This is a genomic window from Bradyrhizobium sp. CB82 (genome assembly GCF_029714405.1).
Lineage (GTDB): Bacteria > Pseudomonadota > Alphaproteobacteria > Rhizobiales > Xanthobacteraceae > Bradyrhizobium.
Map to the genome: position 1 here is coordinate 540,236 of NZ_CP121651.1, position 25,491 is coordinate 565,726.

The 25,491-nt window shown below is 61.0% G+C and carries 21 protein-coding genes; 5 read left to right on the forward strand and 16 right to left on the reverse strand.

Annotated elements, in window-relative coordinates; genetic code table 11:
• Nucleotides 1–61 precede the first annotated feature (61 nt).
• On the reverse strand, nt 62–1,393 hold the full coding sequence (locus QA640_RS46495) for an IS1182 family transposase (protein ID WP_283037042.1): 1,332 nt from the start codon (nt 1,391–1,393) through the stop codon (nt 62–64).
• Between the two features lie 154 nt (nt 1,394–1,547).
• Here QA640_RS46495 and groL point away from each other — a divergent pair, with 154 nt between their 5' ends.
• Nucleotides 1,548–3,188 carry a chaperonin GroEL gene (gene groL / locus QA640_RS46500; RefSeq protein WP_283043219.1) on the forward strand — a complete coding sequence of 547 codons (1,641 nt, stop codon included), beginning with the start codon at nt 1,548–1,550 and terminating at the stop codon, nt 3,186–3,188.
• Nucleotides 3,189–3,380: 192 nt separating this feature from the next.
• Nucleotides 3,381–3,587, forward strand: a complete 207-nt coding sequence (locus QA640_RS46505; protein WP_283043220.1) for a hypothetical protein — start codon at nt 3,381–3,383, stop codon at nt 3,585–3,587.
• Nucleotides 3,588–3,940: 353 nt separating this feature from the next.
• On the opposite strand, the gene QA640_RS46510 is transcribed toward QA640_RS46505, so the two are convergent.
• On the reverse strand, nt 3,941–5,038 hold the full coding sequence (locus tag QA640_RS46510; protein ID WP_283043221.1) for a transglycosylase SLT domain-containing protein: 1,098 nt from the start codon (nt 5,036–5,038) through the stop codon (nt 3,941–3,943).
• 486 nt (nt 5,039–5,524) lie between these two features.
• On the opposite strand from QA640_RS46510, the gene QA640_RS46515 reads away from it, so the two are divergent.
• Together QA640_RS46515 and QA640_RS46520 are read left to right on the forward strand one after the other, a co-directional pair.
• Nucleotides 5,525–5,968: an ArdC family protein gene (locus QA640_RS46515; RefSeq protein ID WP_283043222.1), complete on the forward strand. Its 444-nt coding sequence runs from the start codon at nt 5,525–5,527 to the stop codon at nt 5,966–5,968.
• A gap of 11 nt (nt 5,969–5,979) precedes the next feature.
• Nucleotides 5,980–6,399: a zincin-like metallopeptidase domain-containing protein gene (locus tag QA640_RS46520; protein WP_283043223.1), complete on the forward strand. Its 420-nt coding sequence runs from the start codon at nt 5,980–5,982 to the stop codon at nt 6,397–6,399.
• A 1,140-nt stretch (nt 6,400–7,539) separates the two neighbouring features.
• On the opposite strand, the gene QA640_RS46525 is transcribed toward QA640_RS46520, so the two are convergent.
• From QA640_RS46525 to QA640_RS46585, 13 genes are all read right to left on the reverse strand, one after another.
• Nucleotides 7,540–8,259, reverse strand: a complete 720-nt coding sequence (locus QA640_RS46525) for a hypothetical protein (protein WP_283043224.1) — start codon at nt 8,257–8,259, stop codon at nt 7,540–7,542.
• A 224-nt stretch (nt 8,260–8,483) separates the two neighbouring features.
• Entirely contained in the window at nt 8,484–9,347 is an 864-nt protein-coding gene (locus QA640_RS46530) for a hypothetical protein (protein WP_283043225.1), read from the reverse strand.
• Nucleotides 9,348–9,533: 186 nt separating this feature from the next.
• Complete coding sequence (locus tag QA640_RS46535) at nt 9,534–9,755, reverse strand: hypothetical protein (protein WP_283043226.1); 222 nt, start codon at nt 9,753–9,755, stop codon at nt 9,534–9,536.
• A 501-nt stretch (nt 9,756–10,256) separates the two neighbouring features.
• Entirely contained in the window at nt 10,257–10,616 is a 360-nt protein-coding gene (locus QA640_RS46540) for a hypothetical protein (protein ID WP_283043227.1), read from the reverse strand.
• 65 nt (nt 10,617–10,681) lie between these two features.
• Nucleotides 10,682–11,911, reverse strand: coding sequence for a 5-aminolevulinate synthase (hemA, locus tag QA640_RS46545; protein ID WP_283043228.1), 1,230 nt, complete (start codon nt 11,909–11,911; stop codon nt 10,682–10,684).
• A 372-nt stretch (nt 11,912–12,283) separates the two neighbouring features.
• Entirely contained in the window at nt 12,284–12,517 is a 234-nt protein-coding gene (locus QA640_RS46550) for a hypothetical protein (protein ID WP_283043229.1), read from the reverse strand.
• A gap of 186 nt (nt 12,518–12,703) precedes the next feature.
• Nucleotides 12,704–13,012, reverse strand: a complete 309-nt coding sequence (locus tag QA640_RS46555; RefSeq protein ID WP_283043230.1) for a hypothetical protein — start codon at nt 13,010–13,012, stop codon at nt 12,704–12,706.
• A gap of 147 nt (nt 13,013–13,159) precedes the next feature.
• Complete coding sequence (locus QA640_RS46560) at nt 13,160–14,350, reverse strand: HlyD family secretion protein (RefSeq protein WP_283043231.1); 1,191 nt, start codon at nt 14,348–14,350, stop codon at nt 13,160–13,162.
• An 11-nt stretch (nt 14,351–14,361) separates the two neighbouring features.
• Complete coding sequence (locus QA640_RS46565; protein ID WP_283043232.1) at nt 14,362–14,565, reverse strand: DUF1656 domain-containing protein; 204 nt, start codon at nt 14,563–14,565, stop codon at nt 14,362–14,364.
• Nucleotides 14,565–16,181, reverse strand: a complete 1,617-nt coding sequence (locus QA640_RS46570) for an FUSC family protein (protein WP_283043233.1) — start codon at nt 16,179–16,181, stop codon at nt 14,565–14,567. Before QA640_RS46570 ends, QA640_RS46565 begins: the two co-directional genes overlap by 1 nt.
• A 34-nt stretch (nt 16,182–16,215) precedes the next feature.
• Nucleotides 16,216–16,854 (reverse strand): winged helix-turn-helix domain-containing protein, encoded by a 639-nt coding sequence (locus QA640_RS46575; RefSeq protein ID WP_283043234.1) that lies wholly within the window; start codon nt 16,852–16,854, stop codon nt 16,216–16,218.
• Between the two features lie 236 nt (nt 16,855–17,090).
• Complete coding sequence (locus tag QA640_RS46580) at nt 17,091–17,726, reverse strand: response regulator (protein WP_283043235.1); 636 nt, start codon at nt 17,724–17,726, stop codon at nt 17,091–17,093.
• A gap of 207 nt (nt 17,727–17,933) precedes the next feature.
• Entirely contained in the window at nt 17,934–18,149 is a 216-nt protein-coding gene (locus QA640_RS46585; RefSeq protein ID WP_283043236.1) for a hypothetical protein, read from the reverse strand.
• A gap of 603 nt (nt 18,150–18,752) precedes the next feature.
• On the opposite strand from QA640_RS46585, the gene QA640_RS46590 reads away from it, so the two are divergent.
• Entirely contained in the window at nt 18,753–19,160 is a 408-nt protein-coding gene (locus QA640_RS46590; RefSeq protein ID WP_283043237.1) for a response regulator, read from the forward strand.
• Here QA640_RS46590 and QA640_RS46595 read toward each other — a convergent pair.
• Nucleotides 19,126–25,422: an AAA family ATPase gene (locus tag QA640_RS46595; protein ID WP_283043238.1), complete on the reverse strand. Its 6,297-nt coding sequence runs from the start codon at nt 25,420–25,422 to the stop codon at nt 19,126–19,128. The two genes, QA640_RS46590 and QA640_RS46595, sit on opposite strands and share 35 nt — an antisense overlap.
• Nucleotides 25,423–25,491: the final 69 nt, after the last annotated feature.

A 25,491-nucleotide genomic window follows, 5' to 3' on the forward strand; every position in this document is an offset into this window, starting at 1 on the left:
TCGTGGCAACGCGTGGGCTGGGCGGCTGTGGCGAGGTTGGGGGATGTCGATGAACGCTCCTCTATGCGCTAGCGAGGCGGTTGCCTTGCAGGATGTTGTTGGCGAGGGCGTACCAGAGCACGACGGCGCGGACCTTTTCGAAGCCGCGCACGGTCAATTGGCGCAGGTCCCAGTTGCGCCAGCGGGCATGTATGCACTCGCAAATCGACCGGGGCTTGTATCGGGCCTTGCCCTCTTCGCTCGCCATGCGCGCACGCCAGGCCAACACCCCCGGGCCGTCGCCGCGTCGCGGTAGATGGGGATCGGTGCCGTGCTTGGATTGAGTGGGCGGGCAAAAGATATCGATGCCCTCGGCGTGCGCCCACTCGATGTCCTCGGCACTGCCAAAGCCGCCATCGACGAGATGGTCCTTGGGCAACCCGCCAGGACGCGCGCGCTGCCGCTCCAGCATGGGCCGCATCAGGCCGCGGTCGGACCCGGTGTTGCAGACCTTGATGTCAACGACGATCGGCTGGCCGGCGGCACTCGTCACCTGCACGTTGTAGGCGGGGCGGAAGCCGCCGTCGGCCATCTTCATGACCCGTGCGTCGGCGTCTGTCGTGGAGGCCCGCGGCTCTTTCGGCTTCTTGCCGTTGCCGCGCTTTTCTTCGCGCTCCTTGCGCTGCTGCTTGATTTCGGCGAGCGCCGTCTGCGCCGCTTTGACGCGCGCTCTGCGCTCACGCGCGGCGCGCTCCTTGGCGGCCTTCATGCGCTGATTGCTAGCATCCGAACGAGCGTCAACCTCGCGTTTGAGGTCTTCCACCACCGCCTCAGCCAAGGCCAGGTGCCGATCGAGCGTCGCCTCCCGCCGGAACGAAGCGGCCCCGGCGCTGGCCCGGACCCGAACACCGTCCTGCGCCAGCGTTTCCAGATTGACGAGGCCGACCTTCGCCAGCACCGCCAAATGCTCGCAAAGCAGCCGGTCGAGCAGGTCGGCGCAACCGACCCGGAAGTCCGCCAGCGTGTGATGGTTCACCGACACCCCGCCACACAGCCAACGATAGGCGTCATGGCTCTCGCAAAGCCGCTCCAACGCGCGCGCGCTGCCGACGCCCTCGCTGGTGGCATAGAGCCACAGCGCCAGCAAAAGCCGCGGCGATGTCGCGGGGTGACCAGGCCGATCGCCCCGCGCTTTGATCCGGTTCTCCAGCTCACTCAGGTCGAGTTCCTCGACATAGGACCAGATCAGGCGCACCGGATGGTCTTCCCCGATCAGGCTCTCGATATCCACTGCTCGCAACTCGATTTGATCGCGTTGGGGCTCACGAAGTCGCGGCGCTGCGAGCGGCGCCGCACCGGCTTGCGGCTTTGCCTGCTCCGGCAGATCCCCAAACAATTCATCAGCGGCCATCATCCCTCCTGCGAATCCATCACCGCAAGAGAATCACACAGCACCAGCTTTCGGCTATACCGCTTGCGAGCAGTCAAAAAGATTCACAGCCTCTGAGGAGCGCCTGCCAGTTCTACCTCGCAGGTGAGAGACGAATTTCAATTCTGGGAGGACAAATATGTCAGCTAAAGAAGTCAAACTAGGCGTCGATGCCCGCGATCGCATGCTGCGTGGCGTGGACATCCTTGCCAATGCCGTGAAGGTCACCCTCGGCCCGAAGGGTCGCAACGTCGTCCTCGACAAGTCGTTCGGCGCGCCCCGCATCACCAAAGACGGCGTTGCCGTCGCCAAAGAGATCGAGCTCGAGGACAAGTTCGAGAACATGGGCGCGCAGATGGTGCGGGAAGTGGCGTCGAAGGCGGCGGATGCTGCCGGCGACGGCACCACTACCGCGACCGTGCTGGCCGCCGCGATCGTCCGTGAAGGCGCCAAGTCAGTTGCCGCCGGCATGAACCCGATGGACCTCAAGCGTGGTATCGACCTCGCCGTCGACGCCGTCGTCGCCGACCTCGAGAAGAACTCCAAGAAGGTCACCTCGAACGACGAGATCGCCCAGGTCGGCACCATCTCCGCCAATGGCGATGCCGAAGTCGGTAAGTTCCTCGCCGATGCCATGAAGAAGGTCGGCAACGAGGGTGTCATCACCGTCGGGGAAGCCAAGTCGCTCGAGACCGAGCTCGACGTCGTCGAGGGCATGCAGTTCGACCGCGGCTACATCTCGCCCTACTTCGTCACCAATGCGGACAAGATGCGCGCTGAAATGGAAGACGCCTACGTCCTGATATACGAGAAAAAGCTCTCCTCGTTGAACGAGCTGCTGCCGCTGCTCGAGGCCGTGGTGCAGAGCGGCAAGCCGCTCGTCATCGTCGCAGAGGACGTCGAGGGCGAGGCGCTCGCCACGCTCGTGGTGAACCGTCTGCGCGGCGGCCTGAAGGTCGCGGCCGTGAAGGCGCCGGGCTTCGGCGATCGCCGCAAGGCCATGCTGCAGGACATCGCGATCCTGACCGGCGGCCAGGCAATCTCGGAAGATCTCGGCATCAAGCTCGAGAACGTCACGCTCAACATGCTCGGCCGCGCCAAGAAGGTGACAATCGACAAGGAGAACACCACGATCGTCAACGGCGCCGGCAAGAAGGCCGACATCGAGGCGCGCGTGGCCCAGATCAAGGCGCAGATCGAGGAGACCACCTCGGACTACGACCGTGAGAAGCTCCAGGAGCGTCTTGCCAAGCTCGCGGGCGGCGTCGCGGTGATCCGCGTCGGTGGCGCGACCGAGGTCGAGGTGAAGGAGCGCAAGGATCGCGTTGATGACGCGATGCATGCGACCCGCGCGGCGGTCGAGGAAGGCATCCTGCCGGGCGGCGGCGTCGCGCTGCTCCGTGCCTCCGAGCATCTCAAGGGCATCCGCACCAAGAACGACGACCAGAAGACCGGCGTCGAGATCGTGCGCAAGGCACTGTCGGCTCCTGCGCGCCAGATCGCGATCAACGCCGGCGAGGACGGCTCCGTCATCGTCGGCAAGATCCTGGAGAAGGATCAGTATTCGTTCGGCTTCGACAGCCAGACCGGCGAGTACGGCAACCTCGTCACCAAGGGCATCATCGACCCAACCAAGGTCGTGCGTGTGGCGATCCAGAACGCAGCTTCGGTTGCGGCGCTCCTGATCACCACCGAGGCCATGGTTGCCGAATTGCCGAAGAAGCCGGCTGCCAGCCCCGCCATGCCCCCGGGCGGCGGCATGGGTGGTATGGACTTCTAAGCCGACCATTGAGCGCCCAAAAAGTACAAGGAAGGCCCGGTATCGCTGCCGGGCCTTTCGGCATCATACTCCGCCCCGACCATCTTTCACTCAACGGTTTGCAAACCATCCGCCGTCTCAGCCAAGCTCGCTAACGATTTTGAAAATCGCCTGCTGCACATTCCACTCACTTTCAGCAAACGGGGACATTCGATGAGTGGGAACGCTATCCTTGAAAACGTACGACGATATCGCACCATCACTTCGCTGTGCCGGCAGACCGCCGCGTTCCGTCCAACCCAAAAATGGACGCTATTGGAGCAGGCAAACGAATGGGAGCGTCGGGCGATCAGCGAACTCGAAGGCTACTTTGCAATTCGCGATGGCGGGTCCCGATGGCAGACTGCTGCCGCTGCCTGAAAGGTAACAAGGTCAAACCGCTCGCGTACTAAAAAAACGAGCGCGAGAGTTCGGTGGTTTCACCTTGTCAGTTCGCTGCTTCCACGAGCAAAACCGTTTCATCTTGTTTCGCCGCCACTCGGCGAACATCGTGCGTTGGGCCGAGCGCTCAGGTGGAAGGGCCATCAGCCGACGTGATTGCTGGAGCCCGGGCCTCGGAGCGGCACCGCTCGAGGTTTTGGGGTCAATTTGACGCCGGAGCCGAACAACCACCCAGTCTAAGCGGAACGCAAATCTACCCGGCGCCGGAAATAGATTGCCGACACACCGCCTCGTGGGCCAAGACGTGTGCGCGTGGGCAGTCGCAAACTGTTCTATCTCAAGCGTTCGGCCGTCGCAGTTAGCACTGGATAGCGGGCATAGAGCGTGTCGACGCGGTCCCGCCACATCGCCACGAACGCGCCCGAGGTGAGATTATCGACCGACTTCCATTCGCGTTTGACCGCCGGCACCGTGTTGCCCCAGATGGCGCGCTTGCACCATCGCTCGCCCTTCGCCGAGCCCTCCTGGGTTGCGCACATCGACTTCCAGGCAATCCGCTGCGGATGGCTGATGTGTTCGGCGGCTCCTTCCCAACCCTGCTGGTGGATCAGGTAGAGATCGGGAAAGGTCGGCTTCTTGTGCGCTATTACTTCGAATAGCGCAGCCTCGGTGAGGAACTTGTAGGCGGCACCCATAGCGTTGTCGCGAGGATTGAGGATGTCGCCCGATCCGTATTTGCTGAATTCAAACTTGCTTAGCTGGAACAGACCGATATAGGAGCCGGTGCGTTGCCTGGGATTGAAATCGGATTCGATTTTGGCGACCGCCTTCATGAAATTGGCATCGAGGCCGAACGCTTCGGCCGCGCGTTCGATCTCCTGGACGGGCGTTCCGAGCGGAACGTCGCTCAATGCCAACAACGCGATCTTCGCGGGTTTCTCCGGCGGCGGAATTTCCGAGTAGACGTAGTACTTGAGATACGCCGGTTTGCCTTCGCCCGGATCGGGCGAAGCAGCGGGCGGACGGTCCTGCTGTGGCGTTGCCTCCTTTCCTGGCGATGCTGCCTCAAGACTGGCGACCTGCAACATTCGCCCTTGCGTAGTGGTTACATCGGACGGCATCATCACGTCCGGCGCCGCGGCGCTGAATGCCGCCGCAACGACCGCATTAGCTGATAATCCTGTATCGAATTTCTCGTCGATGACTGGGCTCGGAAACGCCGCGCGGGCATTTGTCAGCATCGCCGTCACATTCAGCGAGATGGCGCTGAACGCATCAGCAACTCTCGCATTCGGCGTTGCGATGCTCGGGCGCGATACCGCGATCTGATGAATCGCGGCAAGCGAAGTCGCGGTCAGCGCGCCGGCAATACAGCTTGCTTGCCAAATCTTCAATGTCGCCAGCCGCGCGGCCGCGGTTCCCCCATTCATATCCCCAACTTGGCACGCAGAGTAAGGAGGCGAAGGGAAGACAATAGGGCGCACCTGTGGCGCAGGTGCGGTCAGTCTCGGCCGCGCAGCCAAGATCGACTAAATTGGAAGTTGCGATCTTGATGCGCCTTTTGCCGAAAAACAGGACGGGCGCCGTGTCTCGCCAACTCTTTAGGCAGCAGGGATTTTGGCGTCGTGCTCCGGGCGAGCGCTAACCCCCTGGTCTACCGCGCGCTCCAGCCGCGTTCGACGCGCTGGGCTCGACGCGAAAGCTCCAACGCCGCCGCCTGATCTCCCACTGCCATAGCCGCTGTTAATCATCGTTAACGCGACCTTTTCATAGGCTACATATTTCCGGCACACGTCTGCGCACGCGCGAGACGGGCGGCCTGTCCATGCACCCCGGGGGGCAAAATGCGCGGCGAGGGCCCGACGCGGCTGTAAGGAAGCGACCGAGTGGTCGCCTCCGACAGCAGCGAGCGACCCATGAAACGCGACCTCTACGCGGAAGTATCAGCGCGCATCATCACAGAACTAGAAGCCGGCGCCGCCCCATGGATCAAGCCATGGTCGGCAACGCCTGGCGCAAACACGCCGTGCAACGCTGTGACCAGCCGGCCCTACTCCGGCTGCAACGTGGTTCTGTTGTGGATGGCGCAAGCGGCGGGATATCGCACGCCGCGCTTTCTCACATTCAAGAAGGCGTTGGAGTTGGGTGGTCATGTTCGCACGGGCGAACGGGGCACGAAAGTGTATTTCGTCAAGCAACTGCACATCGGGGACGACGCGGAGGACGGCACTGCAACCCGGTTGGTCCCGATGATGCGGGAATACACCGTGTTCAACGTCGACCAGTGTGAGGGCCTTCCCGATAGCGTCGCTACAGGGAAGCGGCGCGCGTTCGCAATCCTGATGCCCGTGATGAGTTAGCCGACGAATTCTTGCTCTCAACCGGCGCTGATATCCGTGAGGGCGGCGAGGCGTACTACGTGCCGAGCCGCGATTTTATTTCCATGCCTGCATTCGAGGCCTTCAAGGGCGCCGATCACTTCTATGGCACGGTATTCCATGAACTTTTGCACTGGTGCGGGCACAAGAGCCGCCTTGATCGCGATCTGAAGAACCGGTTCGGCTCGCGCAACTACGCAGCGGAAGAGCTAATTGCAGAGCTAGGCGCTGCCTACCTGTGTGCGGAATTTGGTTTCGACGGTGATCTGCGGCACGCTGGCTATATCGCGACCTGGATCGATCTCCTGAAGTCCGACAAGCGGGCTTTTTTCACCGCTTGCAGCCAAGCCTCAAAGGCGGCGGACTACCTGCGCGGCATGGCGTTGGCCGAGCCGGCCGACGTCGCTGCGTGAGGCGCGGCCGTGCGCCCTCCCGAACAGCCCTATCAGGCGTTCTTCGACATCCATCCGGTGACCGGCGCCTCAATCGAGGTGTTCTTTGCTGACCGATCGCTGGAAAGCTTCGGATGGCCGCGGCGCGGGTTGGTACTGGTGCCACCGGCGGCGCGGGTTCGCGCCTATGGGGCCGGCAATCGGGCCGTTTCCTTCGAGCTACTCAGCTTACCGAAACGCCTTGGCGGGTGCTGCCTTGGGGACCAACTTGGGGACCGAGCGCAAATTCTATCCAGATTATTCCGCGACTTCAGTTGCTTATGTCGCGTTCATGGCGGAGAGGGAGGGATTGCCGCAGAACGCCAGTGACACGAACAAAATCAATAGCTTAAGGACCGCCCGTTCGTCTCCTGTGTACCAGTCTTGTGCCCCGAAATCGAGCCCTCGGCCGCGTCGTTGAACGATCAGTCCACATCTTCTCCCGAGAGCACGTCCTGAAGGAGGGTTCGGGCTAACGTCGGCCGATGCGTCCTGAAGCGTATGCGATGGTGTACCCGGAGCGGACGAGTCCCCAGCAGGTGGCCATTACCACTATGGGAGACATCGACAACTATTGCCCTCCGAAGGCAAAGGTCACACGTTCGAATCGTGTCGGGTGCGCCAGTTTTTCGTTACGTTATAATGCGATGTGCGCGCCCGGATTGAAAATCCAGTTTCTATCGCTTCGAGCAAGTAAGCAAGGTGGAGAAAAATCGCCGCCGAGTGCAGATGGTTGGCAACTGACGATGTCGGTCAGAAGCTCGAATAACAACTGCTTTATAATTGGTAGGATTGGCACTCGCAGGAATCGGTGAGCACTATGCGGCTAGTGCTCATGGGCACCCCTGCCGCGAAAGTGTAAAGCAACGCGGACCTATCGAGGCACAAGGGAAAGCCTCGGAAGTTGGCGGGCTGTGACGGCGTTGAAATTATTGTGGGACGGAGTTTCCGGCTATCTCGTGCGAACCTTTCATCTTAGTTGGAGCATGTAGGGGAAAGTGCCGGATTAAGACTTCAGCACCGGTCGACTTGGGCGTTCGAAGTCGTTCTCCGGCCATGAGTCGAGAAATGGTGACTTGAGCCAGGCGGTTCGGGATCGACGAGGCTTGCAGCGGCGACCGGTCAGGTAAAGGCGACCTCGCTGAAGTCAATCGAGACCATTAGCATGTCAGTGATCGGCCGGCGATCCGGACCGCGCGTGTAGGCGCGCCGCTTGCTCGGGAGGCAAATGCCGTCCGCTTCGATGTAGTCGGACGTGAGTTGCGCCGCGGGAAAGCCGCCCGCTACATTCACGCTGTAATCATGACGACGCAGCAACAGGTCCTCGCCGAAGAAGAAGTCCTGGACCATGCAGTGCGTTTCCATCCACCCGGGGAAGTACGCGCGCAGGACGCGCCAGGTTTCCGTCCCCTCGCGCCAGGCCTCGGTCTCTTCCACGCGAACACCCTCCATCGCCAGAAGGAATGGCGTGGTGAGATAGGTCCACACAGCTTCGCCGTTGAAATAGGCGCGATGCAGCGGATCCCACGGAGTGTGCATCTGGTGGCCGGCGAAGGAATCCCGCGGCGCATGGCGCTCGGCGACCAGCGTGCCATCGAGCTTCTCGATCGCGATCCTGTCTGGCGTGAACATCGTGCGCTGGTCGGGAGCGCCGTACGGCATCACCGACGAACGCTCCTCATGCAGCCACACCGTCATGCGCCGCGGATTGCGATCCTGCAGCACGCCCTTCAGCGGGAAGAACCCGCCGCCGGTGACGATCGTTGCCTCGCCCTTGGTGTATCGCCGCCAGCGTTCCAGGCCGCCATGCGCCTCAAGGACGCGGTCGAATAGCGCGTTCATCGATGCCTCACGTCTGCTTCAGGGCGGCGGAATCGACCGGCATCCGGCGTAACCGCTTGCCCGTCGCAGCAAAGATCGCGTTGCTGATCGCGGGAACGATTCCCGATGTCCCCGTTTCGCCCATTCCGCGGGGCCGCTCGGAGCTTTGCACAATGTGGACTTCAGCAGCGAATTTACCGCCTCATAACAGGCAAATCCAACGGATTCCTCAGAGGGGCTACCCACTATTCTCGCGTGGGGGCCGTCGCTGCCCTCCCGCCACCCGTCCGCCCCATGGCTTCAACCGACTTGTTTGATTTCGCGGGCGCTGGATTTGTCTCGACCGCAACAGCACTGCTTACGAAGTGATCCCGCGCCGGTTTGGAAGTCAGTTCAACGAATGCTGCATCGGAGCTGCCCGTCTGAGCAATCATATCGGTCGTGACGAGATTGGTCAGGCGTAATTCTTCCCGAGACAGTTCGTGCAGATCTTCCCACGGCGGCACGTTCAGGGACAGCAACAACAGGTCACCCGTGCCGCCCATGTCGAAGGTATACTTGGCGAGACGCCCGATATCGCGTTCCACAATCATCAGATCATCTGCGCGGTAGACCGCAGCCTTGGCGTCATTCGCGCGGTCATCCATCCAGATCTGATGCACCCGAACATGGGCACTCTCAGGCACGTAACGCGTCTTGCCTGCCAGAAGCAGGAACACGCACATCGATTCGCAATACGCCACCGGCGCCGTGTTGGCAGGAGTCTCCTGCGCGGTATTGATCTGCAGGCTGGTGCCGACGGTGGTCAGTACCCCGAGATTGCGCCAGCGACGTCCAAGCGCGATCGCGTCGTTGACCGAACCGCCGCTGGAATCCAGCACGAAGGTCGTGCCGCGGAGCTGTCGCCCCCGCGCGAATTCATCAAAATCTCCTGGAGTATTGGCGGTCACGATGCCAACTGCGCTGACCCAGCCTCCGCAATTTGGCTGGCAAGCGATCCAGCTGAACTTCATTGGCAATTTGCGTGCTTCGAGGGCGACGCCGGCATGCGCCGAACTACTCTGCATGGCCACCAAAGCGATGCAAAGGGCGGCGCCAACCAGCAGCATCCAACCTCGGATTTCCGCCCAATGAGCGCGAACAGAGGTCAGATGGGAAGTGCGGGCACACTTCGAGGAGATTGTCGAACGAGCCAGCAAGAGAGCAACACCTTTCACGAGGTTGGTTTTTTAATTTCGGTTCGGCTATCGGATCGGCCCAGCTGCGCGGGCGACGACGAGGATCCAGCGCGACATCTAGCGCTGCCCGGCAGACGGTACGGGTCTGAGATCGACTCCTAGCCAGGACCGATGCTTGGCGCGCCATTTCGAACCCGGGCCACGCATGTAGTGCAGGCCAGGCCGGTAGCTGTCGCGCACGTCCATAATCAGGTTGTAAATGACCTGGGCAAAGTCGGAGGCTGACTCAGCCGTCTTGCGAGCAAAACCTGACCATGCCGATGCGTCCACGATTCTCATCGCCTGAACTCCTCTTGTTGTCCTGTCGCTCGAGAGATACATCGAGCTGGTCACGCGCTAAGCGTAGTCAGGAGAAATGGATGGAGCCATTGCACGGAGGTCGACTTACAATGCTCATTGGTTTAGGGGAGCATACCTAGGTTTAGGGATCTGCCTACCTGGTCCTTGCGACTGATGAGAACGTCGCACCTCGTTCAGTGACATCGGTCGATCGGCCGGTCGACGTACGAGACGTCTGAATGAAACCAAAAGGACGTCTGAATGAAAGAGGTCGCCAACTGAGGCGGCCTTTGCTCTAACCCGTTACGGTTAGTGTCGCGGTGCGAACCGTGGGTGGCGCTCAGCCTGGTGGTACAGGGAATAAACAACTCGTGGGCCGGACGTCAGTCAAACCCGGAAATCTTTCAGCATTCCGCTGACAGATGTTGAACCGCGACACGAACTACGAAGTCGCTTTCGCGAACGAGCTTCCCGGGATTGAACAGGGCGCTACATCTGCCGTCAGTTCCGCTGGGCGGTCCAGTACCCTGAGCAACGCGCGCCTCCCGAATAGCCGCTCCACGTCCCGCGACCGGAATTGCCCGCGAGCCGTCCCGAGCCGGACGCATACTTGTCCGGAACGCTCACCGAGGCGTGGACGGCGCCCGAGGGCGCCACATGGCCCCTGAACTTCACGAGGTTGGGATGCGTGACGGCGCCGTTCGTGACGTTGACGGAGAAATTATAGGTCGGATCGCACGCGCCGCTTTGCGTAACGAAGAGCAGCTCCCAAGAACCATCGTATGCCGAGCGGGCTTGTGCGACCGATACGAAGGCAACCAGGCAACTTGCCGCTATCGCAGACGTGAGAAGGTTCTTCATTGTGTGCTCCACTGTGTTTTGGTCATTCGCTTCTTTGAAAGCGTTGCCTCAATGCGGTTTTCGGATCACTCTGCCGCGAGCGCGTGGCGTCGCAGCTGCAATCCGACCCGGCCCCACACATCGACCAGCGCTTCAGCGAGCGCATCAATCAGCTTGTCATCGTGATAGGGGGTCGGCGTGATGCGCAGACGCTCGGTGCCGCGCGGGACAGTCGGATAGTTGATCGGCTGGACATAGATGCCGTGTTCGGCGAGCAGGAGATCGCTCGCTTGCTTGCACTTTTCCGGATCACCCACCATCAACGGCACAATGTGCGTCTCACTGGGCATGACCGGCAGGCCTGCGGCATTGAGCACCGACTTGACGCGCGCCGCGCGCTCCTGATGGCGGTCGCGCTCCCATTGCGACGACTTGAGGTGCCGGATGGCCGCGGTGGCGGCGGCGCAGACCGCCGGCGGCAGCGCGGTGGTGAAGATGAACCCCGGCGCGTAAGAGCGCACCGCATCGATGATATCGGCGCTCGCCGCGATGTAGCCGCCCAGGCAGCCGAAGGCCTTCGCCAACGTGCCCTCGACGACGTCAATGCGGTGCAACGCACCTTCCCGCGCGGCGATGCCGGCGCCGCCCCGGCCGTACATGCCGGCCGAATGGACCTCGTCGATGTAAGTCATGGCGCCGTAGCGCTCCGCGAGGTCGCAGATGCGGTTCACCGGGGCGATGTCGCCGTCCATCGAGTAGAGAGCCTCGAACACGATCAGCTTCGGCCGCCCGAGCGATTCCGCCGCCAGCAATTCTTCGAGGTGGCCGACGTCATTATGGCGCCAGATCTTCTTTTCCACGCCCGCTCGCCGCACGCCCTCGATCATCGAATTGTGGTTCCAGCCGTCAGAGAGGATCACGCAGTCCGGCAGCAGCCTGGCGATGGTCGCGATGCCGGCCTCGTTGGACACATATCCCGAGGTGAAGACCAGCGCGGCTTCCTTGCCGTGGAGGTCGGCGAGCTCGCGCTCCAATTCGACGAGTGGATGGTTGGTGCCGGAAATGTTGCGGGTGCCACCCGCACCGGCGCCCATGCGGGTCGCGGTTTCAACCATGGCGCCGATCACCTTCGGATGCTGGCCCATGCCCAGATAGTCGTTCGAGCACCAGATCACGACCGGCCGCGGGCCGTCCGGGGAATGCCATATGGCGTGCGGGAAACGTCCGGCGATGCGCTCGAGATCGGCAAATACACGGTAGCGCCGTTCCCCGTGCAGGCGAGCAAGTGCTGCGGAAAAGAAATGATCATAGGCCATCGCAAATCTCCGCCCGGTTTATGCTCAGCTATCGGGGCTTCGCAGATCGAAGGAGCCGCCGAGCCCATCCGATCCGCAGCCGTCGTCCGTCAGGCCCCGAAAGGGGCGGCCGGTCCTCGGGAGGGGAAAGGACCGGCCGCAGGCGAGCCACGGCGGAGGGACCGAGCGCCGGGCGCCGAGCACTTGCAAAGGTGTCTGTCTCCGTGAGGGAAACTGGTATCCGACAAGGAACGTTGGAGCGAGTGAAGCAGTCCAAATCCCGGCAAATCGTGGCTAATGCGTATCCCAACACTTCGACCACATTCGCCAAGCGAGATTGCCTGGGAGCAACCCAGGAGCAGGCGAAGTAGCTGATGTCGATCGACACCCTCATCAATGCGACTTGCCGAGCACGAACGTGAAGGGCACGACGAACAGCTCGTCGCCCTGGTCGTCGTTGACATGCATGACCCAGTCACGCCAATCCTCGACGCTGCGCTGGTTGGTGAAGGATTGCACGAGGCGGGTCGCATGATCGCGCGCTTCGGCGAGGTCGCTTACCACGGCACCGTGATGATCGAGGAAAACCTTCTTGGGGTTGGAGCAGTGGAAAAATACCTGGGTCATTTCAACCTCCTTCAAAGGGAACGGGTAGCAACGCGATGTCAGCGCCGCAGATGTTTTCGTTGCGACGGGGCGATCGCGGGAAGCGACGACGCGGCGAGTATCTGGAACCACATCCAGGTTGCCATGAGAGGTAAGAGGATCATCTGCGCACCTCGTGGGTTGCCATTTACCAAGCTGCTGGGAGACTCAACCGCCGCACTTCGTCGCCAGCAGGTCGTTGAAAGCGTTGATTTCGATATCCAGCACAGCCAAATTTCGTCCGCTGGCAGCGCAATTTGCCACGGCCTGCCGAAGCGTCACCGACTCGTAGAAGGAGGCGGCGTAGGCGCCGCAAATCTTCTCCCTGTCGGCTGCCTTGGCAGTCTGGCTGCGCAGCAGCTCCCAGCGCGAGCGAGAAGCGTCGATGTCCTTGATCGACGTGCATTCCGCCGCAGCGACAGGAAGCGTGGACGCGTTGATCGCGATTGACGCGATGAGAACCAGTATTCTCCTCATGATCGAACTCCACAGAGCGGATCGTTGCGAGGAGATTTACAGTTCTGCGTCTCTATCTTCTATTGCACGCGAGTCGTTCCGGATACGGCTGTGGTTGCGGAACATAAACCTTGGCTTAGAAACTTCGGGCGGCGGCTTCGTATGCGGCTACGGCGATGCAGACAAGAGGCCGGGAATGCAGCCTGGCCGTGCCGAAGCCTCGCCGATCAAGCCGAAGAAGCTTGTCTTCAGTTCGGCGCGAACTCTTTGCAAGAACGGTTTGTCCTTGCCATCCCCTATCGTGATGGTTGCGGTCAAGCCGGATACCAACGGGACACCGGACGGCACCTTGTCGATCGCAATGCGGACCGGCACACGCTGCGCCAGGCGCACCCAGGTGTAGACCGGGTCGACGTTGGGCAACCCTTGCGTGGACGCGGCTGCGTTGGACACGCTGATGCCCCGCGTCACTGTGGCGATGTGGCCCGTGATCGGCGCCGCGTAGCCCATCAATTTTGCCTCGGCGCGGTCACCCTCGCACAGCCGTGCCAGTTTGGTTTCCTCGAAATAGCCATCGATCCAATAGCCGTCCGCGTCGATGATCGAGACGTTGGTGGCCCCTTGATGCGCGTAATCGCCCTCGCGCAACAGGAGGTTGGTGACGATTCCGTTCACCGGACTGTGCACCACGGTGCGCCGCAAATTGACCTCCGCCTGCGCCACCTGCTCTTGCGCGGCGTCAACGGCCGCTTTCGCCTGCAGCGCATTGCCCTCATAGACCTGCTTCTGTTCGACTGAAGTAGACAGATCGGACAAGCGGTTCCGCCGCTCGGACTGCAATTCCTTCACGTTCAGATCGGCTATCTTTTGCTGCAGCGCCGCCTTGTGCGCACGCAGCGCGGCCTCGAAATCGAAGGGATCTATGACATACAAAACGTCACCCTTGTGGACGAACTGGTTGTCGACAACTCGCAGCTCCCTGATTTGACCGGAAATCTGCGGCGCAACACTTGCGACATGAACTCGCACGCGCCCGTTGCGTGTCCAGGGGCCGGCGTTGTACTGGTCCCAGGTGACGAGAGCGACCGCCGCCGCAACGACTGCAATCGCGGCTGTCGCCACCCTGCGCAGCACAAACCGCGCGGTTTGCAAGACACCGCTTCGCCGCCGTGCCCTGCGCTTTCCGGAGGACGGGATGATCGGTCGGCCACCCGGGTCGCTTTCCGGCGATCTCAGCGCAACGTCGTCGATCTCGCCAGCCTGGCGCGCCGATGCGTCATCGACGTTTGGCGGCGGACGCATCACCGTCGTTCGCGTCGTGCCTTGTCGAACAACCTCATCATGAACGGCCGCATCCATGGCCATCTCCTCTAGAACAACAGGATCAATAAGCCCAAAATAGTCACGCCCAGACTGAGCTCCGCAATTGCGGCATGGCTGAACATCTTCGCAAAGCCGATGACAAGCAGAAGCGGTCGCAGGACGATGATGATGACGAGGGTCACCATCAAATGGGTTACAAACGGCGCCAACAGGACGCCGCCGATGATCAGCTCTGGAAAGGTGTGTGCCATCAGGCTGCCTTCCGGGGCATCAGCTTGGCGTCGCAAAGCCGCCGCACTGCCGATTGGTCAAAGCAGGAGAGCATCTCCGCAACCGCGCGACTGTCCTGCGCGCCTCCTGCGGCGAAAAACTGCTCGATACGCGAGGCGTCCCGGAACATTGCTTCCTCCGGCGCTTCTCGATTCGGGCGGTCGTATTTGAGCAGCGCGCTGCGTGCGTCTGCGAGCAGCCGCTTCCTGCGGTTTTCCTCCGAGACTGGCGGAATCAGCGTCTGCGCCGCAAGCAGGAGCGTGGATGCCACGGCCAAAAATAGCGCGGTGAAGAGGAAGCTCTGCGGATTGTAGGTCTGCGGATTGGTCGGCGACAGCATGACCATGGTGAAAGTGAGAATAAGGCGACCGAGACCCGACCAAAGAAAATTCCTGGAAGTCAGGAGCAGCCCTGCGCCGATCGTGAGGGGAGCTAGACCGAGGGCCAGCACTGGAAAGGCATCGACGCCATTGAGGACTACGAACTCGAGTGTGCCGGCCAGCACAGCCGCAACCGGCGTACCAGCCAGGCTGACGGCAGTGAAGCCGCGCGGGTTCGGAGTTATGGACCCCAGTCCGGCCGACAGCGCGACCATAGACAGTGACACGCTAGCTGCGGGCCAGCCGGCCCAAACATAGAACGCCGATGCGATCGCAAACCATGCGGCGGCGCGGACGCCGCTTTCGGCCGCCGTTCTCCAGGAGCGATGCAGAGGCGCCCGCCAAACCCGCAATGGCCATCTCGCCGATCTCAGGGCTGCCAGATCCTGGCGAACCTCGGCATCCCGGCGCAGCATCTCTCCGGCTGCCCCGTTCGACGCTTCGCTCTGGACATCACGATTGAGGCGCGCAGCCTGCAACTCGGCGACCAGCGCGACCGCAGCGCTGCGGGCGGCAGCACTCCTGACCGAGCCGCTGCTCGACTCCAAGGCTACGCTCGCGATCGCTGGCCGCAGCGCCACGATATCGCGCAGCAGCGTCAGGAACGCGGCAGAGTTGCCTGGTTCGCGGGCGAAAGCTGCGGTCGCGTACTCGCGAACGCGGCGGTGAATGGCCGTGAGCTGTGCGAGCAGGCCCGGTTGACGGTCGGAGGTGGATATCAACGTATTCACCACCGCTATCGAAAGGATGCCGACCGCGATCGCGGCGCCACGCGCCAGGCCGGATTCGAACACATGCTGCGGGTGATCGATCTGTTGTACCGCAACAAGTCCCACCGTGTAGCCGGACAGCACCGCCGCATAGGCCCGATAACCATCCAGAAGCTTCGCCGCAAAGACGCAAATGCCAAGCCATATAGCGAATGCCGCGAGGATCAGGTCCCTCGCCTGCGAGAACGCGCCGGTGATTGCGATTGACGCCGTCACGCCTATGACGGTGGCGAGCAATCTAAAACCTGCCTTGTCCAGCGCCTGACCGCGGGTTGGTTCGGCAAGAATTGCAACCGTAAGCGCGGCCGTCGTCGGCGCTTCCAGCTGCAACCAGAAACTCACGAACAGAGCCAGGACCGTCGCCAGCCAAACACGGATGGCGAAGCTCCAGGAGCTGACGGGAATCTTCGCTATGGTGAACGGTCGTTCTGATGTCGTCGCGATCATGGCGATGCCTCTGCGGATGCTTTGCCACTCGGGCTCAGTTCTCGTGCCGCGACACATCGACTGCGGCGACGAAGCAGTAGCCACGTCCGGGAATGTTGACGATGAACCGATTCCCGTCCCGTCCGTCACGCAGTACGCGACGCAACGCAGACATATGGACCGTGAGGTTGGCAGGCTCGACAAAGAGATTCGGCCAAACCCGAGCCATCAAGTCCTGCTTACTGACCAACTCGCCGCGGCGTTCAAGCAAAGCAATCAGGAGCGCGAGAGCGCGACTGCCGATCGACACGGGCTTATCGTCTTCCAGCAGAAGAAGCTGTGTTGGAAGCAGGCGAAACGATCCGAACGAAACGTCGGCTGGGGCGACGCCGCCTGATCTTGTTCGAGTCTCGAAGAATGATCTCACCGCAGCCGGACGCTGAACGGCGCGTCCAACGTCAAACTCCGGTTCGGGATGAAATTGCTCCAAGCGCCCGAAAGCTAAAGTCGATCGCATTGTGACCTCGCGTGCTTTGGCAGGGTTATCCCGGCTGAGATGCTCGTGACCGACAATTTGATGATTTTGATTGCCGCGAGCTATTCCACGCTGGTGGTGTGCAATGACGGATTGGTTGCATTCCCTAAACTTAGATTTACCAGCACCATGCCGGCGTACGATGGAAGCGGCGATCACTCGGCGATAACGGTTGACCGAGGCGGACCGCCATGTGCACAGCAGCCCGCTCTTCGTTTGCTCAGGCACCCAGTGCCGAGAATCGCAACGGAACCGGACCCGCGAGCCGGCAGTTGCAGGACAGGGCCGACGGCGTAACGCCCGCCGGCCTTTTCTCCTGCCCGGAAAATCATTCGAAGGTGCAATGACGGGGGTCCAATCTAGCCGCGCCAGTTGCGTCACGCGTAAGGAGCAGCCTAGGACCGTCGCGGCGCGTCGGGCACCAGCTTAAGCTTGGCGGCCATTAAGCCGAGCTCTGGAAGCGAACCGGCCTGCATCTTCTGCATCGCCCGGCTGCGATGGACCTTCACCGTAGCCTCGGCGATCCCGATATCGTGGGCAATTTGCTTGCTGAGGCGGCCACGAGCGACCTGAATCACGATCTCGCGCTCCCTGGGGCTGAGTGACCCAAAACGCTCCCTGAGACCGGCCATGTCCTTGTCACTTTCCCGCCGTGCACGATCGCGAGAGAGGCCGAGTTGGATAGCGTCGAGGAGGTCTTGATCGCGGTACGGCTTGGTCAGGAACTCGATCGCTCCCCTTTTCATAGCCTGCACGGACATCGGTATGTCGCCGTGCCCTGTGACGAAGATGATCGGGATTTCCCTGTTTGCCGCAGCGAGCTCGCGCTGAAAATCGAGGCCGCTTTGGCCGGGCATTCTGATGTCGAGCACCAGGCAGCTGGGGCAGTCCGCTGGATCGGACTTGAGGAATTCGGAAATGGACGCAAATAGCTGAACATTGATACCGAGCGATCGCAGCAGGCGTCCGACCGACGCGCGGAGTTCCGCATCATCGTCGATGACCAACACGGTGGAGGTTGCGTCAGACATCGCTGCTACTCGGAAGAGATCGCGAAAATCAACTCCGCACTTCTAGTCCTAATCCTGGAACCTGAATAGCCCCCCGGGGGTGCGTGGGGGTACACCAAAGTTTACGCGCGCTGACATGGATCGCCTCCCGTCAGACGGGCTGGTCGACTTGGCTGAAGTTCCATCCACGGACTGGCTCGATCGCTGCTGAGTAACACGTCAATCAGCTTAGGCACTCAACTCGCGTTCAATCTCAGCAACCGACCGAGCCAATGCCTTGGCTGCATCATCGCGCGAGGCCTTTTCGGCGCGCCGCTCGTAGTCATCGGCTAGGGCCTTGAGATGACCCGCAACCGCTCCGTCGGTCATGGTTTGGGCGGCAGAGAACAAGGTCTGCGCCGTTTTGAGATATTGCTTGCCTCGTGGCGAGATCCGAAAGGTCATGACGTCCTCGCGTGGTTCTCTGGAAGTTGGTCGACGGGGATTTGCAGCCAATTCAACCATTGCAGCCAATTCAACCAATTGCGGTCACTTTGGCGGCGAGCTGTGAAGTGATTGACGCACTTCCTGGAACAAAGCGGGGTCCGCCATGAATAGTGCCGGACCAAGCCGAACTTGCCATCACAAACCGCGCATCGCGTTGTTTTGCCAAGACCTTCGGAGCTGTGGGGCATGGTTGCCTCCTCTTGCTGCTCGTTGGCTCACGTCATGAACGTGGGAATTTCCGATGCACAGAGTTAAGACGGATCGCGATCATCGGCTCAATTGAGCCCAAGTCGACGTCGGGTGTCTGAAGGGCGCACGAACGTGATACGAAGGCTTATGGCGCCCGATATCTAGCGCCAGAGATCGTTGAACAATGGTCTACTGCCTGCGTTTCGTGCCGGTCAAAGCCGAGACATCGGGCCTCAGGCAGGAAAATGCCTATTTGCCATAAGCCAAAGTTTACGGGGCACCGGCACCGTACTGGTGGCATTCTCGCTCATAACGAACAATCCCAGGCGGAGCGTCAGCACAGGCTGCCCGAACGCACGACGGGCTCTGCCAATGGCCACAGGCGGCATGATGAAAAAGTTATTGGTTTCGGTCGTCGATGATGATCAGTTCTTTCGTGAGTCCATGTGCAGGCTCATGAGATCGTTGGGCTACACGGCCGACTTCTTCCCGTCTGCAGCCGATTTTCTCGCTTCCCCGCGGCTTGCCGAGACGGCCTGCCTGATCACCGACGTCCATATGCCTGCTATGACTGGATACGAACTTCACCAGCGGCTCATTGATACGGACCACGCGATTCCGACAATTCTTGTGACCGCCTTTCCCAATGACATTGATCGGGCCAGAGCCTTGAACGATGGAATCGTGTGCTACCTGCGCAAGCCGGTGGATGAGGAGCATCTCACGCAATGCGTTCGCGACGCCCTCAAGTCCGCGGGCTCGCATGAGGAGGAGTCGTGAACTCTGCTTGGGCGCCGGGCAAGGTGAACTGAAAGGCAGCGCCGCGAGGCTCATTGACTTCCGCCCATAGCTTGCCGCCATGAGCATCGATGATGGAGCGGCATATCGACAGCCCCATGCCGGTTCCACTGGACTTTGTGGTATAGAAGGCGTCGAAGACCTGATCGAGATGCGCCGAATCAATGCCAGGACCGGTATCGCGCACGGCCACGCGGACGCCTGCCAGGTCTCGTTCGGTGGCGACCAACAGATCTCTCGCGCCCTCCTCGACCAACGCCATAGCCTCGGCCGCATTCAGAATCAGGTTGAGCAAGACTTGTTGCAACTGGACGCGATCTCCCAGAACCGGATCCAGTCCATCCGATAGGCGAGTCTGGACCGAAACGCCATTCCGGTTTGTCAAGCTTCGCGCCAGTACGATCACCTCATTGATCGCCGCGTTAAGATCGAAACGTTCCTTTCGCGGCGGCGCCTTTTTGATCTGATCGCGGATGCGGTCGATGATATCCCGGGCCCGGTCCGTATCACCAACGACACAGGCAAGCGCCTCCCTGACTTCGTCTAAATCCGGCGGCTGCATCTTCATGAAATTCTGGGCCGCCCGGGCGTTGTTGCGCGCGCTGGCGATCGGCTGCGTTATTTCGTGCGAGAGCGAGGCGGCCAATTCTCCCATAACGCCCACGCGATTCATGCGGGCGAAGTCCGCCTGCATCTGCTGCAAGCGCGCCAGCGCGTGGTTGCGATCCTCAATGTCCGTCAGCAGAACGTACCAGCGGACAATACGCCCGCTGTCGTCGCGAACAGGAATGCCGCGGTTGTCAAACCAGCGATATTCGCCGTCGAAGCGGCGCAGGCGCTGTTCGATCTGATAGGAAATCCCCGAAGCGATCGATTTCGCTAAAACTTCGGCGACGTGAGGAAGATCTTCGGGATGTATGGTTCCGTTTGTCCCCCAGTTCCTCAGTTCTTCAAGTGACTGGCCGCAATACTCGAGAATTTGGCGATTGACCGCTTCGACCTCACCATTCGGGGCCAACACTCCAACGAGACCAGGTATTCCGTCGATCGCCGAGCGCAAATTTCGCTCGCTTTCACGCAATGCCTCCTGGGCGCGAATAATCGCCGTCGCGTCGGTGCCGGTACCGCGATAGCCGAGGAATTCGCCGCCGGCGTCAAACACGGGCTTGCCACTGGCCCTCACATACATCGGGGAACCGTCGTAGCCGGCGGCGAGATAGACGAAGTCGCGGAACGGCTCGTGTGAGTCCATGGTGGCCTGGATCTTCCGCCACTTTTCCGGTTCGGTCTCCAGGTCGAGGGCCCGCTCCCAGGCTGCGGTGCCAAGCCGAGCCGAAGGGCTGGAGCCGAACGCATTCGGGCTCAGCATCGTTAATTTGTGGTCTGGGCCCATTTCCCAAAGCCAGTCGGACGCGGTTTCGGCGTAGTCGCGGAACCTTTCTTCGCTCTCGCGCAGTGCGTTTTCGGCGCGCTTGCGCTCGGTCAAATCCAGTACAAATGCGATGCCTTTATCTCTTTGCTCGTTGAAAGCCGTGTAGCCGATCAGCACGGAAACGCGGCTGCCATCCTTTCGAAAGTACTCCTTCTCGAAGGGTTGCACCACGCCGGTCGCTATCAATTCTTCCAGCGCGCTTGCGGTGCGGTCACGCCATTCGGGCGGAGTCAGTTCGGTCCAGCGCGCGTCGCCTGAAACGAAGTCGTCACGACTAAATCCAACGATACGGAGAAACGCGTCATTGGCTTCAAAAATTCGGCCTTCGGTATCGGCAACGATGATCCCAATGATGTTGGCGTCGACAAGACGCCGGATCTTGCCTTCGCGATCTGCGAGGTCGTGATAGAGCCGCGAATTTTCAAGCGAGATGGCAGCTTGCGACGCAAGCACCTCCAGCAGGGTGACGCGATCAGGCGTGAAAACGTTCGGCGCCTGATTGTTCTCAAGATAAAGAATACCGATCAGCTTGTCCTGACAAATCAATGGCAAACAGAGAATGGAACGAGCCCGGCTCCGAAGGACATAAGGATCGGCAGAAAACGCATTCTGAGAAGAGGCATCATCGAGAATCAGGCGCTCATGGGTGCGCGCTGCGTGTCGAACGAGTGACTCCGGAAAGCTGGCTGCGTTGTTGGGACCTTCCCCCATATGAACTGTTACATGGTCGCCACTCGCCAACGCTTCCGCTTGTATCTGCAACATATCCCCTTGCGGAACGATCAAGAGACCTCGCTCGGCGCCAGCGTGCTCGATGGCGGCTCGCAAGAGCCTGTTGATGAGCCTTTCCAGAACCATCTCGCCGGAGAGGGCTTGCGAGAGTTCGATGATGGTTTTGAGATCGAGATATTCGACCGGCGCTTCGATCGTGCCCGTTGAGCCGGGTGCGCGCTGGCCCTGCCTCAGCCACGGATGGAGCTGGTCGAGTTGCCGCACCTTTCCGTCGGCTCCCCATCGTCGATAGCGGTCCCGTGCGTTTTGAAGATAAAGGTGCGCGACCTCATCGAATCCGCGCGTCGCGTAAAGACGGGCCGCCAGCTCATAGGCAATCGCTTCATCGTGGACGAAGCCGTTTGCACGCGCCACCACGATAGCCCGCTCGTAAAGGTCCATGGCTTCGAGCGAGCGTCCCTCGACGCGTGCAATTTCTGCGCCGACCAGCGTTGCACGACCCTCAAAATTCTCCGGACAATTCGCCGCCCAGGCCCGAAGCTGCTGCTCATGCCCCCGAAGCGCTTCCTGATGTTTGGCGTATGGGTCGGGACCCACGGGTTCGCACCGTGCAGCGCGGCACAGGCCGGCATAGAAATGCCATTCCGCCGCCTCGACGGGAAAGAGAGACAGCGCCGCCGAGGTCGCATACCATGTCTCCACCTTCGCCGCTGCCTCCATCGCTGACGCATAGTCACCGGCAAAGAAGCGCGCCTGGAGCTTTCGGATCCAGTAGAAACATTCCAGGAAGACGCGAGAGGGTTGACCGGTAATGCGCTCCTCGAAGGAGCGCTCCGTGAATCCACCATCGTCGAGCGAGCCGAATTTAGCGGTTCTTCCGCGCAGCGTTCGGGCGAGCGCGAGCGGCGCGGAAAGTCTGTCGAGGAAGAAGCCGAACCTCTGCACGAATTCCAATGCGTCGCCGATTTCGCGCTCGAATTGGTCGAGTGGATGGCCCATGGCAAGGAGGATGCTACTGAGACCCCTGGAGGCGAGTGAGGCGTACGTCGGGTCGGCGTGATCCTTCGCCATCTCGAAAGCACGACGTGACGGCTCGATACCCTCGCTCAGCGGTCGCGTCCACGGAACTACAACCGCGAAGGCGACATAGGTCCGTTCCCCAAAGTACGTCATTCCACGGCGTTCGAGCAGATCGCAGGCCAACTTTCCAAATCGATAGCCTTCAGCGTACTGGCCGAAGCGGGGGCCCGCGATCATGGCCGTTGCAACATAGTTCAACAGGGATCCTGCGCTGTTGCCGTGCTCCACGCTAAGATTGACGGCCTTGCAGGCACTGAGTGCGTATAAGTTCTTGTCGGTGTAAAGGGCCGCTAGAACCAGACTGGTAATCACGTCGAGCGTCGCCCGGGCTTCCGGATCCTGCATCGGCGTCAGGTCAACGAGACTCTCAATCGTACGATGTCCGAGCAATGACCAGATGCGTTCGTACTCGTTGCGCGCCTCCAACTCGGTGGGATGGGCTGACCAATCAACACCCACATGCCGCAAGCATTCCAGCGCGACCCCCACCGCCCTTTCGCCTGCCCCAAGCGCAATGTTCAGATCCGCCCGCCGGTGTGCCACGGCGCATCGTTGGACCGAGCCGACAGTGCGCGTTGCCAGCGCAACCAACCGCTTCTCGGCCCCCTGCAGGTCGCCGGCATAGACCTCGCAGTCCGCCCGGTGCAACTCCAATTCAAAGGCGAGCTCCTGCCGGCGCTCCCACGCGTCCTCCGGCAGCAGCGCCGCGCCGGCGATAAAATACGTCAGCGCGGAGGCATAAGCCGACGACGCTTTGGCGCGCTTGCCAGCGGTCAGGTTCAGTTCTGCAAGATGCCCGCATTCGTCCTGTGACGTGATCAGCGCCGCACCGCGGTTGAGCTGGCTGACGATGTCGAAGATTGCCTCGTCGCGCTTTTCCGGTGGTGTGTGCGCCAGCAGCAGCCGGCCGATTGTCAGATGCGTCCCCGCGCGCGCCTTTTCCGGTATCAGCGCGTAGGCGGCTTCCTGTACCCGGTCGTGAACAAACTTGTAGGAGTGATCAAGATGCTCGATTGACTGTTGGCGGAAAGCATCTATGAGAGACGCGTGCATCTGTTCCTCGGGCATGTCCAGAACGATCGAGAGCAACGGGACGTCGGCGGTGTTGCCGAGGCAAGCGAGCCGCTGTAACACGTTCTGCGTATTGAGCGGCAGTCGCGTCAGCCTTCCGACCAGTAGCTCCACAACGTTGTCGGTATATCGCTTGGCCTGGATGGCGCCAATATTCCAAGACCACCGCGCCCGTTCGTGATCGAAGATCAGGAGACCCTCGTCGGCAAGGGCGTGAAGAAATTGGATCACAAAGAACGGATTTCCATCGGTCTTGGCGTGCACCAGCTGTGCGAGCAGAGCGGCCTGTGCCACTTCGCAACGGAGCGAGTCGGCGACAAGTCCTCCCACATCTTCGGCTCTTAGCGGAGCAAGCTTGATATCCTGCACCCTTCCGGTTGCCCGGATCACCTCCAGCTTTCGCATCAGAGGATGCGTTGTCGTGACTTCGTTATCGCGGAAGGCACCGATGAGGAAAAGATTGCGGAGTTCGGACTGGTTCAACAGATCTTGCATGAGATCGAGCGTCGCTGCGTCGAGCCATTGCAAGTCATCGAGAAAGAGTGCCAGCGGATGTTCAGGCCGAGCGAAGACACCGATGAACTGCCGAAATATCAGCTGAAAGCGCCGTTGCGCGTCTTGTGGCGGAAGCTCCGGTACCGGCATTGGCTCCCCAATGATGAGCTTCAGTTCAGGAACGAGATCCACAATCAGGCCTGCGTTCGCTCCCAGGGCTTCCCGCAGGGCATCGCGCCAAGGCGCAAGGTCGGGTTCGCTTTTGCCAAGGAGGGGCCGGATCAGGTTCTGAAACGCTTGTGCCAGCGTCGAGTAGGGAATGTCACGTTTGCGCTGATCGAACTTGCCCGACGCGAAAAGACCGCGCGGCGGAACCAGCACCGGCTGAAGCTCGTTGACGACCGAGGATTTGCCCACCCCGGAGTAGCCCGAGACTAGAATCAATTCCGGAGCGCCACCGTTGACGATCCGATCGAACGCGGCGAGCAAAGTTCCGACCTCACCTTGGCGGCCGTAGAGCTTCTCCGGGATCAGGAGACGGTCGGACGTGTCGTGCTCGCCGAGTGGAAAATCGTCGATCCGGCCTCTCGCCTCCAATTCGATCAAGCAGCTGCCAAGGTCGTGTTCGAGGCCACGCGCCGTTTGATAGCGGTCTTCGGCCCTCTTCGCGAGCAGCTTCATGGCGATCGTCGACACCGCGCGGGGAATTTCATTCAATCGCTCGCTAGGCGCCACCGGTCGCCTGGCGAGATGGCAGTGCACCCATTCCATCGGATCCGTGGCCGTAAATGGCAAAGTACCGGTGAGCATTTGATAGAAAGTGACGCCAAGCGCGTACAGATCGCTCCGCGAATCGATTGACCGATTCATCCGCCCGGTCTGCTCGGGGGCCATGTAAGCCAGCGTGCCGGCGATCGTCTCGGGAGGGTGAGGCGGCTGGCGCTGCCGCGCGAAGCGCGAGGCGATGCAGAACCCGGTCAACCGCACCTCGCCGGTTGCGTCGTCGAGCAGGATGTTGGCCGGCTTGATGTCTTTATGGACTAGCCCACGCTGGTGAAGTCTGCCGACAGCGACGGAGATAGCGATAGCGAGACGCAGGAAGCGTCCGATCTCCATCGGTACGCCGAGTAGCCGATCAACCGGCTCGCCGCCCTCGTCTTCGAGCACCAACAGAGTTTGGCCGGCGTCGCGTACGAGGTCCAGCGGGCGCACCGCCCATGCTCTATCGAGTTCGTCCTTGAGTTCGTATTCGTGCGTGAAGCGATCGAGACATGCCCGCGATGGGTAGTCGGCGGTCGGAGCAACGAGTAGCACGGCGCGCCGCTTGCCTTCTTCGTCCACTCGCCAACCGCGGCGACAGCTGCGTTCACCGTCCTCCCACAAGACCTGAGAGTCGCCGTCCGCGTGCCCAACTTTTGGTGAATGCTCCACCATTTGCGAGCCTCCGGCATTCGAACTCGAAATTAAACTCGATCAGCCAAGCTTGACGTGCGCCACAGGCGC